Consider the following 15,390-nt stretch of genomic DNA (forward strand, 5'->3'; position numbering starts at 1 on the left):
ATGAGGGGCTTTTCAATCATGATGAAACGGATACCATAGAATGCGTACCAGTCAATATCTTCTTTCTACTCTGAAGGAGACTCCAAACGACGCTGAAGTCGTGAGCCACCAGCTCATGTTACGTGCAGGTATGATCCGTAAGCTGGCTTCAGGTCTTTATACTTGGCTACCTACTGGTCTACGTGTACTGCGTAAAGTCGAAAACATCGTTCGTCAAGAGATCGATAACGCCGGTGCGATTGAAACCTTGATGCCCGTTGTCCAGCCGTTTGAACTGTGGGAAGAGACCGGCCGCTCAGAAAAAATGGGCCCGGAACTACTTCGCTTTACTGACCGCCATACTCGTCCGTTTGTTCTTAGCCCAACGGCTGAAGAAGTAATAACCAGCCTCGTTCGTAACGAGGTCAGCTCTTACAAGCAATTGCCGTTGAACCTGTACCAAATTCAAACCAAATTCCGTGATGAACGCCGCCCTCGTTTTGGTGTGATGCGTGCCCGTGAATTTTCTATGATGGATGCTTACAGCTTCGATATCGACAAAGACGGTCTAGAAAAATCGTACCAAGCGATGCACGACGCTTACTGTAAAGCCTTCGATCGTATGGGGCTTGATTACCGTCCCGTATTAGCCGATACCGGTGCAATTGGTGGTAACGGTTCGCATGAATTCCACGTGCTGGCTGAAAGTGGTGAGGACATTATTGCTTTCTCTACTGAGTCAGATTACGCAGCCAACATTGAAAAAGCGGAAGCGGTAGCGCCAGCAATCGAGCGCCAAGCTCCAACCCAAGAAATGACGCTGGTTGATACACCAAACGCAAAAACCATTGCTGAATTGGTTGAGCAGCACGGTCTACCGATCGAGAAAACCGTTAAAACCCTGTTTGTCAAAGCCTCTGATGAGATCGATGCCCCTATCGTGGCACTGATCATCCGCGGTGATCATGAACTCAATGAAATCAAAGCAGAGAAACTCGCTGAAGTTGCCGCTCCATTAGAAATGGCCAGCGAAGAAGAAATTCGCGCGCTGATTGGTGCAGGTCCTGGTTCTCTTGGGCCAGTCGGCCTTCAGCTACCATTTATCGTTGATCGCACTGTAGCGGTGATGAGTGACTTTGGCGCGGGTGCCAATATTGACGGCAAACACTACTTCGGTATTAACTGGGGCCGTGATGTTGAGCTAGCAAAAGTGGAAGATCTGCGTAACGTCGTTGAAGGCGACCCAAGCCCATGCGGTAAAGGAACCTTGATGCTGAAACGCGGTATCGAAGTGGGTCATATCTTCCAGTTAGGGACTAACTACTCGGAAAAGATGAACTGTGGCGTACTCGATTCCAATGGTAAACACACTATTTTAGAAATGGGTTGTTATGGGATTGGTGTTTCTCGTGTTGTGGCCTCAGCCATCGAGCAAAACCATGACAAGTACGGCATTATCTGGCCAGATGCACTCGCCCCTTTCCAAGTCGCGATTGTACCAATGAACATGCACAAATCTGAGCGAGTTCAACAAGCGGCGGAAACACTCTACGCGGAATTAACCGCTGCTGGTATTGAAGTCTTGTTTGACGATCGTAAAGAGCGCCCAGGCGTGATGTTCTCGGATATGGAACTGATCGGTATTCCGCATACGATCATCATCGGTGATCGCAGCATGGATGAAGGTAACTTTGAGTACAAACATCGTCGCAGTGGTGAAAAATCTGCCGTCCCTATGGCCAATATGGTGAGCTTTATTCACGAGCAATTGGGCGATAGCTAAGCGATGTGAGTGGATGATCATCCATTACTCATTCTCAATGAAGGCTGCTGAATGGCAGCCTTTTTTATCGATGCTGCTTAAAAGCTCCACCTTAAAAACGGCAAAATCAGTTCTATCCCATGCGGGTTCCAAGACTATCTATTCACCATCAATGTATAGAGCCCTTATCGCTTCAAGTCGGAAACGAGAGAATGATTTTGTTTTCTGAACATACCCTGTGTATCATTGCGAGCCGTTATCATCTATCAATAGGAAACCCAGATGCGAGTTTACGATTGTTGTGATTTAGTCCGCGAGCTGTACGCACAAATTGGCAGTGGCGATCAAGGCTATATCCCTAAAGCTATCTCCTGCGCAGTAAAAACCTTAAATGATATTGCTGCCGATCCGACTCTGCCTAAAGACACTCAAGAAAAAGCCGCTTTCGCTGCTGCCAATTTGCTCATTTCTGATTTTGAGGACTAAGCATGATGCTCGACAATTTTGCGAATATGGATCCCATCATGCTGATGAGTATCGTTAATATGAAGCTGCGCGATGAGTTTGCTGGTGACCTTGATAAGTTGAGTGATCATTTTGCTATCGATCGTCAGGCATTAGAAGCACGCTTGGCCAATGCGGGGTTTGAGTTTTTACCTGAGGTTGGTCAGTTTCGCTAATACGCATAGCTCGACTTGATAGACAAGATGGTATGGGCCATAAATGTAAAAAACCCACAAATTGAAGTGGGTTTTTTATCATCCAACAAGTCGACGAAACGAAACGCGTTAGTCTTGTTTCTCTTGTTTTTCTTGCTTTTCTTGTTTTTCTTTTCTTGCGACGGCTTTGCGCTCATTACGCTTAGCTTGGCTTTCAATAAAACCAATCAACTCTTTTTCAGCCCAAGCTTGTGCCTGTGCTTCGCTCTCAAAACCCATTTCGCGCTTTGAAACGACGGTGCGACGGGAGGTAACTTGACGAACAATTTCTGCCGCCCAACCATTATTCTTTTCGGTCACTTTAATCGTGAATTTTTTACTGTCTGACATTTTCATTTTCCTAAGGGAAGAAGAAGGGATTACTCATCAACGTTAATCGCGCTTAGAGCCGACTGGCTTAGCCGCTGAATATGTTGAACACCATCCCTTGGTAAGCGCGGCATTAGAGCACAAATTTCACTATTTTTCCGCTTTTTTTGCAAAATTTTACGCTCAACCGATAGCATCAAGCCGCAGACGAACCGCGGCTTGATGGGGTATTAGAGCGCGAGCATCGCTCCGTTAAAGAGTAAACTTAACCGAGGTTTTTACGCGCATTTTGGAACATACGCATCCAAGGACCATTTTCTCCCCAATGATCAGGATGCCATGAGTTGGCAACCGTACGGAATACTCGCTCAGGATGCGGCATCATGATCGTCACTCGGCCATCTTGGGTCGTTAAGCCAGTAATCGCATTTGGCGAGCCATTCGGGTTGTTCGGGTATTGTTGAGTCGCTTGACCATGGTTATCCACAAAACGCAGCGCCACCGTACCAGATTGCTCTATCGCGTCTAAATGACGGCTATCACGCACTTCTACTCGGCCTTCACCATGAGAAACGGCAATCGGCATCCGTGAACCAGCCATCTGATTAAAAAACAGTGACGGCGACGGTTGAATTTCCACCAAACTAAAGCGCGCTTCAAAACGCTCAGATTCATTGCGCACAAACCGTGGCCATAACTCAGCACCCGGAATCAAGCTTTTTAAATTAGACAGCATTTGACAACCGTTACATACCCCTAATGAAAAGGTATCTTGGCGTTGGAAAAAGCGCTCAAACTGCTCACGAGCTTGGGGGTTAAATAAGACCGATTTCGCCCACCCCTCACCAGCACCGAGCACATCTCCGTAGGAGAACCCGCCACAAGCGACCAACCCATGGTACTCATCAAGAGCGACTTGCCCCGTTAAAATATCACTCATGTGGATATCAACGGCATTAAAGCCAGCGCGATCGAAGGCAGCAGCCATTTCCACGTGTGAGTTGACCCCTTGCTCACGCAAGATAGCCATATTGGGTTTGCTTCCCTTCGCAATATACGGTGCCGCTATGTCTTGTTGGACATCAAACGTTAACTCGGCATGTAAACCTGGATCAAGGTTATCTTGCTTAGCCGCAAACTCTTGATCAGCGCAGCGTGGGTTATCACGCAATCCCTGCATTTTATGGGTCATTTCTGCCCAAATAGTGCGTAGTTGGGTGCGGTTACGTTCAACCACAACTTGCTGATTTGAAGTAATACGTAAAGTATCCGAGTCCGTTACCGTGCCAATCACATGGCAACAGGCTTGTAATCCATGATTCGCTAAGCTAGCCAGTACTGAAGTCAGCGCCTCGTTGCGCACCTGCAATACAGCGCCAAGCTCTTCATTGAACAGAATCGCTAAGTTGTCATCGCCCAATGGTGCAATATTAGCGTCAATCCCGCAGTGCCCAGCAAAGGCCATTTCTGCTAACGTAACCAGTAAACCACCATCGCCCTTATCGTGATAAGCAAGTACTTGTTGCTGGGCGACCAGCGTTTGAACCGCGTTATAAAAACCTTTTAACTGCGTAGCGTTATCAACATCTGCAGGCTTATCGCCTAGCTGCTTGTAAACTTGAGCCAGCGCTGTTGCACCAAGGCGATTTTTACCATTGCCCAAATCAATCAGAACTAAGCTTGTTTCACCTTTATCGGTTCTCAACTGAGGAGTGATGGTTTTGCGCACATCTTCCACCCGAGCAAAAGCGGTAATCACCAATGATAATGGTGACGTCACTGATTGAGATTGTCCCTGCTCATCTTGCCATTGGGTCTTCATTGACATGGAGTCTTTACCGACGGGAATGGTTAACCCTAATGCCGGACAAAGCTCTTCACCGACCGCTTTCACTGCAGCGTAAAGCCCGGCATCTTCACCGGGATGCCCTGCTGGCGACATCCAGTTGGCAGATAGCTTAATATGTTTAATATCACCAATATGTGTGGCGGCAATGTTGGTGATCGCTTCACCAACCGCCAAGCGTGCAGAGGCAGCAAAATCGAGCAATGCAACTGGCGTACGCTCGCCCATGGACATCGCTTCGCCATGATAAGTATCATAACTGGCCGCGGTTACCGCACAGTTCGCTACTGGCACCTGCCAAGGCCCCACCATCTGATCACGTGCCACTAATCCAGTTACCGAGCGGTCACCAATGGTAATTAAGAAGGTTTTCTCGGCCACGGCTGGCAAGCGTAGGACGCGATCAATAGCGTCATTCATCTCAATATTAGAGCGGTCTAACGCCGGACTTTGTACTTGTTGCGTAGTAGCTTGACGATGCATTTTCGGTGGCTTACCCAGCAAAATATCCATCGGCATATCAATCGGCGTCTTATCGAAATGGCTATCTTCAAGGGTTAAATGGCGCTCTTGAGTGGCTTCGCCAACCACCGCATAAGGGGCGCGTTCACGTTTACAAATCGCCTCAAACACTGGCATGTTTTCTGGAGCAACCGCTAACACGTAACGTTCTTGAGATTCATTACACCAGATTTCTAGTGGACTCATGCCCGGTTCATCGTTGGGTACATCACGGAGTTGGAATTTACCGCCGCGATCACCATCATTGACTAACTCAGGAAGGGCATTAGAAATACCACCCGCCCCAACATCATGAATAAAGGCAATCGGGTTAGCATCCCCCATTTGCCAACAGCGGTCGATAACCTCTTGGCAGCGACGTTCCATTTCCGGATTTTCACGTTGTACAGAAGCAAAATCCAAATCTTCTGCTGATTGACCCGATGCCATAGAGGATGCCGCACCACCACCAAGTCCAATATTCATCGCTGGGCCACCCAGCACAATTAACTGCGCACCAATAGGGATCACTTTTTTCTGCACATGATCTGCGCGAATATTGCCCATCCCACCAGCGATCATAATCGGTTTATGGTAACCACGAACCTCTTCTCCCGCATGTGAGATCACTTGCTCTTCATAGGTTCGGAAATAGCCCAATAAGTTAGGACGACCAAACTCATTATTAAACGCCGCGCCGCCTAGTGGACCTTCGAGCATAATGTCTAACGCGGTGACAATCCGACTTGGCTTACCAAAATCACTTTCCCACGGTTGAACAAACCCAGGAATACGTAGGTTAGATACACTAAAACCAACCAATCCAGCCTTCGGTTTACCACCGATGCCGGTTGCGCCTTCATCACGGATCTCACCGCCCGACCCCGTTGCCGCACCCGGCCATGGTGAAATAGCCGTTGGGTGGTTATGCGTTTCTACCTTCATTAAGATATGGGCATCTTCATGATGATAAGTGTATTGACGAGAATCGGGATCAGGGAAGAAACGGCCGACTTTAGAACCGGTCATGACGGCAGCGTTATCTTTATAAGCAGAAAGGACGTGATCAGGGGTAACTTCAAAGGTATTTTTGATCATCTTGAACAGCGACTTTGGCTGTTCTACACCATCAATGGTCCAATCGGCATTAAAGATTTTATGGCGACAATGTTCAGAGTTAGCTTGCGCAAACATCATTAATTCAATGTCATTCGGGTTACGACCTAAACGAGTAAAACTCTCGACTAAGTAGTCAATTTCATCTTCGGCTAATGCCAAACCAAGGGAAACGTTTGCTTGTTCAAGCGCAGAGCGGCCGCCAGTGAGGATATCAACTTGTGACAATGGTGCTGGTTCAGCGACAGTAAACAAGGCACTCGCCGACTCTAAATCACTGAATACCACTTCCATCATCCGATCATGAAGTAAGTGACTTAGTTCGGTTTTTTGAGCCTCAGTCAGTGGGCTCTGACTATCAATATAATAAGCCGTGCCACGCTCTAAGCGCTTAATTTTGCCTAAGCCGCAATTATGAGCAATGTCACTGGCTTTAGAAGACCAAGGAGAGATAGTGCCGGGACGCGGCGTGACTAACAACAGTAAACCTTGCGGCTGGTGCTCTTGAATCGTTGGGCCGTAAGTGAGTAATTGTTGCAATTTACTCTGTTCAGCGCTGTCGAGTTCAGCATTAAGATCAGCAAAATGCATAAACTCAGCATAGATACCAGTAACTGGTAGGTTTTGTTGACGACACGTTTCGAGCAGTTTTTGAATGCGAAATTCAGAAAGCGCTGGGGAGCCACGCAAAATTCTCATGAGCTTAGGTCTCTATATACAAGTGATTAAGATGAAATTGGGATAAGTTCATTATATTACAAATAGTTATGTATAAATTAATAAACAAATACCAATGTCGACTCATTATTGCGAGGGCATTATAGAGGATTTCTTTTTGTGACGTAACACTAAAAGCAACCGTTTGCGCCATTTTTTCGTATATTTTGCACCAGCCCTCATTGCTCGCTCGACAAGGTGGTTCAAGAAGCTCAGAAAAATAAGGTCGTTAAGTTCCTATTCCTGAGCGATGGTGTATATACTTTGCCTTCAACACCTCGGGTTTGGTATAAAGACATAACCAGATGTAAGAGATCGCTAATCAATGACCCCATTTTCTTTCACGTTTTTCTATCGTGCGCTATGGCTAGCATTAACCCTGCTCGTTCTCAGCGGCTGCCAAATTGACTCTGAGCCGAAAAGTGAGCTAGAAAAAATCCGCGAGAGAGGCGTATTACGAGTCGGTACGTTGAATAATCAGCTGTCCTATTTCATTGGCCCAGATGGTCCCGCGGGTCTTGATTATGAATTAGCAAGAGAGTTTGCTCGTGAGCTGGGGGTACGATTAGAAATGAAACCGGCCTATCGTACGTCGAGTCTCTTTCCAGCGTTAAAAAATGGCGAGATAGATATTATTGCTGCTGGGTTAAGTCAATCAGAACAGCGCTTAAAAGAGTATCGCGCTGGGCCAGCCTATTACTATGTATCGCAACAGGTGGTATATAAACCCGGCCAATGGCGACCTCGTAACATTAATCAGTTAATCGCCAGACAAGATGAACTGTTGGCAAATAATGATCAGCAGCCTATTTTTAAAATCGTCAACGACTCTCATTTTACTACGACATTAGCCAGTGTTGCCGAGCGTTATCCTGATTTTCAATACGTGATTGATAATAATAGTGATGTGAGTGAACTATTGAAGCAGGTCTCTAAAGGTGAGCTGCTGTTTACCATGGCAGACTCGGTAGAAATTTCACTCTCACAACGTATTTATCCAGATATCGCAATGGCCTTTGAAATGACCGAAGACCAGCCGATTTCGTGGTTTATGCGGCGTTCAGATGATGAAAGCTTATATGCGTTAATGATTGAGTTTTTCGGTAATCTCAAACAATCTGGAAGCTTAGCCTCTTTAGAAGAGAAATACATTGGTCATGTTGGCAACTTTGACTATGTGGATACTCGCGCCTTTATCCGTGCTTTGGAAACTCGCTTACCAAAATGGGCACCGCTGTTTCAAAAATACTCAGAAGAATTTGACTGGCGTTTAATTGCTGCGGTGGCTTACCAAGAGTCACACTGGAATCCGATTGCTCGCTCGCCAACTGGCGTTCGCGGAATGATGATGCTCACCTTACCAACGGCGCGCAGTGTCGGAGTGACCAATCGACTCGATGCAGAGCAATCGATTCAAGGTGGTGTCGAGTATCTACGCAGAATGGTTGCACGCATTCCAGACAGTATTCCGCAGCATGAAAAAATCTGGTTTGCATTGGCTTCCTATAATATTGGCTATGGGCATATGATGGATGCTCGCCGTCTAACTCGCCAACAAGGTGGTTCGCCGGATGCTTGGGCCGATGTTAAAGATCGCCTTCCTCTTTTGCGTCAACAACGCTATTTCTCGCAAACGCGTTATGGTTATGCTCGTGGAGATGAAGCTCGTGCTTATGTTGAAAACATCCGTCGCTATTATCAAAGTATTATCGGCCATATGGATCCACATCACAGCATCGATACCGATCTCGGAATCGATGACTTGTTAGTGATTACTATCGAGCCAGAAGAGGTCACGGATGAGAGTAATGACCATCACGTCGACGTCGAGTAAATCCTTATTAGCGAACCGCGACCGGTTTCCATCGTCTACCCAACAAAATTCGGTGTTCGCTAATAAAATATCTTGATTTTTATACTTAAAAATCATAAATATCTAGTGTGAAATTTAACGGTAATAAAGTATTGATACACTTTACTCCTACCTTGCTATACCCAAACGACTTGAGGTTGCAGGTAGGCGGAAAGTGAGTGAATCCCCCCCTAACTACTTCTAGTTACAGCCTCCATGAAAAAGTCCATCCGCATGGCTGCAACTTCCAGTGGTAAGGGATCGATAAGTTTAATTATTTTTTATAATAATAGGAGGGTGTTTATGTTGAAACGAAAACGTCAATCAAAACTCCTGAACAAAGCAGTATCAGCCAATCGCCGCCGCCGCATGCTGGCGAACACAAAGAAGAAAGTGCTCGCACGTCATCGTGCCTTCGTGCAACTGATAGATTGATCGAACACCAGCAAACATCTACACAAAGACTCAATCAGGCTGTAGATGTTTGCCAGCCTCCATCTCAGAAACACATCCCATCACTATTTTTATTTTGCCTTTGTTTTTGTTGCTCTTTTTGAGCTTTAATTTCTTGCCGACGACGTTTGAAAAAAGCTTGCAGTTGAGTACGGCATTGCTCTTCTAATAACCCTTTTTCAATGACCGCGTAATGGTAAGCCGCTTGACTCGCAAACAAATTAAGCACCGTTCCTGCTGCTCCCGCTTTGAGATCTGGCGCGCCGTAAACAATCCGTGCAACTCGGCTGTGGAGCAAAGCACCAGCACACATTGGACACGGTTCTAAGGTGACATATAAAGTGGTATCTAATAAACGATAGTTTTGTAACGCTTGTCCAGCTTGACGCAACACTTGGATCTCAGCATGAGCCGTCGCATCATGCCCACCAATCGAGCGATTCCAACCCTCAGCGATCACTTGACCATCTTTGACTAATACCGCCCCGACGGGTACCTCGCCTTCCGCTTCGGCCTTGGCAGCAAGCGCTATCGCACGACGCATAAAGACTTCATCTTGTTGGGAAAACAAGGAGGGACTGTCGCTCATAAAAACCTCTTACACAAATGATATACCTAAACAACTTGGCGTTACGGTACGTGAGTCGCCATCAACATAGATAAACGATGTGAGAACGTGGCCACCACTCTCCCGCTTCAAGTAGCAGGGATAGAAAGTATATCGTTAACCGCTTTATCCGGTAAGCTTAAAGCGATAAATGCTGAGTTAGATGGTCAACCAACAAACGAACCTTGGTCGATAAGTGGCGGTTTTGTGGATACAGCGCCCATACCCCTTCACGATCATCTCGAAAAGTCGCTAACACTTCGACTAAACGGCCCTGAGCTAAAGGTTCCGTGACATAATAATCGGGTAACTGTGCCAGTCCCATACCTTTCAAGGCAGCATCCAGCAGTACCATGCCACTACTACAGCGGATCCGCCCACTCACTTTGATGCTTCTTGATTGTTGATGTTCCTTAAAACGCCAATGATCGTGGGTACCAATCAAACAAGAGTGACGAGTTAATTCAGATAACGCATAGGGGGTACCGTATTGCGCTAAATAGTCTTCACTGGCACAGACATATAAACGACGATCACTGAGTTTACGAGCGATAAAACTGGAATCCTCTAATTGCCCTAAACGTATCGCTAAATCAATCCCTTGATCAATCAAATCTAATTTCTGGTTGGTTAACACCAACTCTAACTCAAGCTGCGGATAAAGCAGTAAAAAATCATGCAATAGTGGTGCTATTTTTTGCTCCCCATACGTCACCGGAGCCGTCACTTTAATTTTGCCACTTGGGGTATGTTGAATCTGCGTTATCGCTTGCTCAGCCTGAAGTAAACCATCAACCAACACTTTACATTGTTGGTAATACAGCATTCCCGCTTCCGTTACCGAGACTTTACGTGTCGTCCTGAGCAAGAGTTTTATGCCTAATCTCTCCTCAAGCTGTAATACTCGTCGACTGATGTTAGCGACTGAGGTGTGTAAGCGCTCAGCCGCCTGAGTAAAACTCCCCATCTCAGCGACGGCCACAAATTCATTCACGCCTTCCCAACTTGCCATATCACCCCATTATTACTTATTTGTAAAAGTCATTCATATTTTGAGCTAATTATAGCAATAAAATAAAGCACTATACTGACCTTGTTGTGAGCCGCAAGGCTCCCCTAACGGCTTAAGTTCGTGGTGACCACCTGAATCCCTATCTCACTATTGAGCCTTTTCTCTATAACCAAACGACTTGAAGTTGCAGGTAGGCGGCAAGTGAGTGAATCCCCATGAGCATAGGCAAACTATGTGATTGGGGTGAACGAACGTAGCCAACACCGCTGCCGCTTCAAGTAGGAAGGGTATATCGCAAGGAATAGATTATGTCACAAGATAAATTTATCAAATCACGCGCCGCCATTGCTTGGGGCCCTAATCAACCACTGAGCATCGAAGAAGTCGATGTAATGCTGCCTCGTAAAGGCGAAGTATTGGTACGAATTGTTGCCACTGGTGTTTGTCATACCGATGCTTTTACCCTTTCCGGTGAAGACCCAGAAGGAGTTTTTCCGACGATTCTTGGCCATGAAGGAGGCGGAATTGTCGAAATGGTCGGGGAAGGCGTGACTAGCGTGGAAATCGGTGATCACGTGATCCCGCTCTACACTGCCGAGTGTGGCGAATGCAAATTCTGTACTTCAGGTAAAACCAACTTATGCCAAGCGGTACGTGCAACACAAGGTAAAGGATTAATGCCAGATGGCACCACTCGCTTTTATAAAGATGGGCAGCCGATTTACCACTATATGGGCTGCTCTACCTTTTCTGAATATACCGTACTACCTGAAATCTCGCTTGCCAAAGTCAATAAGCAGGCCCCATTAGAAGAAGTTTGTTTACTTGGCTGCGGTGTAACAACGGGCATGGGCGCGGTACTGAATACGGCTAAAGTTCAACAAGGGGATACCGTTGCTATTTTTGGCCTTGGCGGGATCGGCTTATCCGCAATTATTGGCGCACGAATGGCAGGAGCCAGCCGAATCATTGGTATCGATATTAATGAGAAAAAGTTTGCCTTAGCACGGCAATTAGGCGCGACCGACTGCATTAACCCGCAACAATTTTCGCAACCGATTCAGGAAGTGCTCATCGAAATGACTGATGGCGGCGTTGATTTCTCATTTGAGTGTATTGGTAATGTCAATGTCATGCGCCAAGCTTTAGAGTGCTGCCATAAAGGTTGGGGAGAATCCGTGATCATTGGCGTGGCTGGGGCTGGGCAAGAGATCGCAACGCGTCCGTTTCAGTTGGTAACAGGTCGAGTGTGGCGAGGCAGTGCATTTGGCGGCGTCAAAGGACGCTCACAATTACCGACTATCGTCGAACAATACTTAGCCGGAGAATTTGGCTTACAAGAATTTATTACCCATACCATGCCGTTGGATAAGATTAACGAAGCTTTTGAATTAATGCATTCCGGAGAAAGTATTCGTTCCGTGGTGCATTTTGATTCTCAACCGTCCGCTTAATCTTACTGGTCGCCATTGACGTGGCGACATTAAGTCACCGCTAATCAGGAGCATTCATGAGCCTTACCCCTATCAGTCAATCCAAAGTATTTTCTGGCTGGCATAAACAGTATCAACATCCGTCATCTGTACTGAATTGTGAGATGCGTTTTGCGATTTATCTGCCACCACAAGCTTCGCCTCAAACTCCCGTTCCGGTGTTGTACTGGCTTTCAGGGCTAACGTGCAGTGATGAAAACTTTATGCAAAAAGCCGCCGCTTTTCGTAAAGCGGCTGAACTGGGTATTGCTATTGTTGCTGCTGATACTAGTCCGCGAGGTGAGTCTGTCGCCGATGATCCACAAGGTGCTTACGATTTAGGACTCGGGGCTGGGTTTTACGTTAATGCAACTCAAGCACCGTGGAAGCAGCATTATCAAATGTACAGCTATATTGTTGATGAGCTACCAGCACTGATCGAGCAGCACTTTCCGGTGAATCAACGTCGATCTATCGCCGGACATAGCATGGGAGGGCATGGCGCTTTAACCATCGGCATTAAAAATCCGCAGCGCTATTGCTCTATTTCGGCATTGAGTCCGATTTGTCATCCCAGTGATTGTCCTTGGGGACAAAAAAGCGTTTCGCCATTATCTCGGTGAGGATCAAGCGGCTTGGCAAGCGTATGATGCGGTAGAGCTGCTTAAACATCAAAGTACTTCAGTACCTATCTTAGTGGATCAAGGGGAAGCGGATCCCTTTTTACAAGAACAATTAAAACCAGAAACCTTACAAGCCGTAGCCATTAATAATGAGTTAAATTTTACCCTTCGCCTGCATGCCGGTTACGATCATAGCTACTACTTTATTCAGAGTTTTATCAACGATCATCTTGAGTTTCACGAACAGTATCTTAAAGGCTAGTTAACGACTGAACGGGTATCCATGACTGATACTCATCTCCCATCCCTGCTTAAACAATAGTAAAAAAGCCTGCTATATCAGCAGGCTTTAATTATCATTTACTCTTATTCATGGCCGAAACAGCAAACCTTCAGCTATCAATTGACTTATAAAGAGTAGGTATAAGGCGCTTGAATACCCAGAGGAATACCCAGTGCCCAATAGGCTAAAAGGAAAACCGTCCAGCCAATCAGCATGGCAATGGAGTACGGCATCATTAATGACGCCAGAGTACCAATACCCGCCCCCTTCACATAGCGCTGGCAATACACCACCACCAATGGGAAGAAGACCATCAAAGGTGAAATGATATTCGACACCGAATCACCCACTCGATACGCCGCTTGCGACAGTTCAGGGGAAATGCCAACCGCCATCAACATCGGCACTAAAATTGGACCAATTAATGCCCATTTTGCAGACGCGGAGCCTATCAACAAGTTAACCATCGCGGTCAATAAAATCATCCCGACAATGGTTGCTTGTCCGGGTAAGTTCATCGCTTTTAGCCCTTCCGCGCCATACAGCGCCAGCATAGTACCGATGTTTGATTGGCTAAAGGCCGCCAAAAATTGCGCACAGAAAAACGCCATCACGATGTACGCCCCCATGGTCGACATAGTGGCGGACATGGCTTTAATCACATCATTATTGGTTTTAAACGTTCCTGAAACTCGTCCGTAAACAATGCCGGGAATAATAAATAAGATGAAAATCAAAGGGACAATAGAGCGCATCACGGGCGCAGAAAAAGCGGTTAATTCTCCTTCAGGGGAACGTAGCGCCGATGTTTCTGGCCATAGTGCGGCAACCAGTAAACCAATACCAAGCAGCATTGCACCACCAGCATAACGAAACGCTTTAGACTCAATGGCGGAAAATGAACCTAAATCAGGGGCAGTTTCTGCATCTTCGTCAATCGGCATACTATTAAGGCGAGGTTCGATGATTTTTTCCGTGACATACCAACCAATACCGACAATCAGCATCGACGATAATCCGGTAAAAAATATATTTGAAAGCGGGTTCACTTGATAAGTTGGATCCAGCACTTGAGCCGCGGTTTGGGTAAAGCCCGCGAGTAGCGGATCAATTCCTGAAGGCACGAAGTTCGCGGCAAAACCACCTGATACCCCCGCAAAGGCCGCCGCAATACCAGCCAGTGGATGACGCCCCGCCGCATGAAAAATAATCCCACCTAATGGAATAACCAGCACATAGCCAGCATCCGCCGCAGTATGAGAGACGATTGCCACCAGAATTAACATCGGCGTTAATAACTGCGCCGGAGTAAAATTGAGCATTTTTTTCAAGCCAGTGGTGATAAAACCGGATGAATCAGCAACACCGACACCAAGCATCGCTACAAGTACAATGCCTAATGGAGCAAAACTGGTGAAAGTGGTGACCATATTGGCCAAAAAGTTAGCTAGCTCGGTGCCCGTTAATAAATTATTCACTTGCAGCGCTTCGCCAGTACGAGGATTGATTAAATCGAAGCTTGCCTGCGATAGTAAAGCTGAAGCGACCCAAACGATAATGAGAGCCCAGAAAAAAAGTATCGCAGGATCTGGGATTTTATTGCCCACCCGCTCAATTAAATTTAAAAAACGATCCATACGACTCAATGGTTGCGTAGGTGCTGAGTTTACCGCTTGATTACTCATCCGTAGTTCCTAGTTCATGTTGTGCCTATCCCCTTCCTGACTAATGACGAGGTAAAACTTTTTCCAATCCTATTCATGGATCTTCGTTCGTCACTAACTGGGCACACCAAAGTGTTTAGGGAGATAGCTTATTAATTAGAGTCACAGTGTGCATTTTGATAGATTGATTTTATTGACGTCATCCTATCGATATCTGTGCTCAATTATTGTGAGTCATAGCCCATGATGAGATTCTATAAAACAAGCCAAGGCGAAGCACAAAATTCCAAACCAACTGAAACATCCAGAGACACTTTGCCCAACCTTGCCATATCAAAGCAACATTGCATCAACAAATCATCTACAAAACTTTTTACAATTGAGTAATCAACCTATAAAGCTAGCGATAAATCGTAACGTCGATACCCAAACGACTTGGAGTTGCAGGTCGGCGGCAAGTGAGTGAATCCCCATG

At 46.3% G+C, this 15,390-nt stretch carries 11 protein-coding genes and 1 pseudogene; 7 read left to right on the forward strand and 5 right to left on the reverse strand.

Annotation, left to right across the window (positions count from 1 at the left end):
* Positions 1-40: 40 nt before the first annotated feature.
* From VIB_RS09715 to VIB_RS09725, 3 genes are all read left to right on the forward strand, one after another.
* Positions 41-1,762 carry a proline--tRNA ligase gene (locus VIB_RS09715; protein ID WP_040904592.1) on the forward strand — a complete coding sequence of 574 codons (1,722 nt, stop codon included), beginning with the start codon at positions 41-43 and terminating at the stop codon, positions 1,760-1,762.
* Positions 1,763-2,023: 261 nt separating this feature from the next.
* Positions 2,024-2,227 carry a YaeP family protein gene (locus VIB_RS09720; protein WP_004395765.1) on the forward strand — a complete coding sequence of 68 codons (204 nt, stop codon included), beginning with the start codon at positions 2,024-2,026 and terminating at the stop codon, positions 2,225-2,227.
* 2 nt (positions 2,228-2,229) lie between these two features.
* Complete coding sequence (locus tag VIB_RS09725) at positions 2,230-2,421, forward strand: DUF4250 domain-containing protein (RefSeq protein ID WP_040904594.1); 192 nt, start codon at positions 2,230-2,232, stop codon at positions 2,419-2,421.
* Between the two features lie 108 nt (positions 2,422-2,529).
* On the opposite strand, the gene VIB_RS09730 is transcribed toward VIB_RS09725, so the two are convergent.
* Positions 2,530-2,790 (reverse strand): DUF3622 domain-containing protein, encoded by a 261-nt coding sequence (locus VIB_RS09730; RefSeq protein ID WP_004395767.1) that lies wholly within the window; start codon positions 2,788-2,790, stop codon positions 2,530-2,532.
* Between the two features lie 244 nt (positions 2,791-3,034).
* Entirely contained in the window at positions 3,035-6,931 is a 3,897-nt protein-coding gene (purL, locus tag VIB_RS09735; protein WP_040904596.1) for a phosphoribosylformylglycinamidine synthase, read from the reverse strand.
* Positions 6,932-7,274: 343 nt separating this feature from the next.
* On the opposite strand from purL, the gene mltF reads away from it, so the two are divergent.
* Both mltF and VIB_RS18215 read left to right on the forward strand, forming a co-directional pair.
* Positions 7,275-8,783 (forward strand): membrane-bound lytic murein transglycosylase MltF, encoded by a 1,509-nt coding sequence (gene mltF, locus VIB_RS09740; protein WP_004395770.1) that lies wholly within the window; start codon positions 7,275-7,277, stop codon positions 8,781-8,783.
* Positions 8,784-9,104: 321 nt separating this feature from the next.
* Positions 9,105-9,236 carry a hypothetical protein gene (locus VIB_RS18215; protein WP_004395771.1) on the forward strand — a complete coding sequence of 44 codons (132 nt, stop codon included), beginning with the start codon at positions 9,105-9,107 and terminating at the stop codon, positions 9,234-9,236.
* Positions 9,237-9,300: 64 nt separating this feature from the next.
* On the opposite strand, the gene tadA is transcribed toward VIB_RS18215, so the two are convergent.
* Together tadA and VIB_RS09750 are read right to left on the reverse strand one after the other, a co-directional pair.
* Positions 9,301-9,843: a tRNA adenosine(34) deaminase TadA gene (gene tadA / locus VIB_RS09745; protein WP_040904598.1), complete on the reverse strand. Its 543-nt coding sequence runs from the start codon at positions 9,841-9,843 to the stop codon at positions 9,301-9,303.
* 157 nt (positions 9,844-10,000) lie between these two features.
* A complete protein-coding gene (locus VIB_RS09750) occupies positions 10,001-10,873 on the reverse strand; it encodes a LysR family transcriptional regulator (protein ID WP_004395773.1) in 873 nt (290 codons plus the stop codon).
* 308 nt (positions 10,874-11,181) lie between these two features.
* On the opposite strand from VIB_RS09750, the gene VIB_RS09755 reads away from it, so the two are divergent.
* Both VIB_RS09755 and fghA read left to right on the forward strand, forming a co-directional pair.
* Positions 11,182-12,327, forward strand: coding sequence for an S-(hydroxymethyl)glutathione dehydrogenase/class III alcohol dehydrogenase (locus VIB_RS09755; RefSeq protein ID WP_004395774.1), 1,146 nt, complete (start codon positions 11,182-11,184; stop codon positions 12,325-12,327).
* Positions 12,328-12,383: 56 nt separating this feature from the next.
* Positions 12,384-13,230 (forward strand): annotated as a pseudogene (fghA, locus tag VIB_RS09760) (S-formylglutathione hydrolase).
* Between the two features lie 146 nt (positions 13,231-13,376).
* Here fghA and VIB_RS09765 read toward each other — a convergent pair.
* A complete protein-coding gene (locus tag VIB_RS09765) occupies positions 13,377-14,936 on the reverse strand; it encodes an AbgT family transporter (protein WP_004395776.1) in 1,560 nt (519 codons plus the stop codon).
* Positions 14,937-15,390 lie beyond the last annotated feature (454 nt).

The organism is Vibrio metschnikovii CIP 69.14 (assembly GCF_000176155.1).
In the GTDB taxonomy this organism is placed as follows: Bacteria; Pseudomonadota; Gammaproteobacteria; order Enterobacterales; family Vibrionaceae; genus Vibrio; species Vibrio metschnikovii.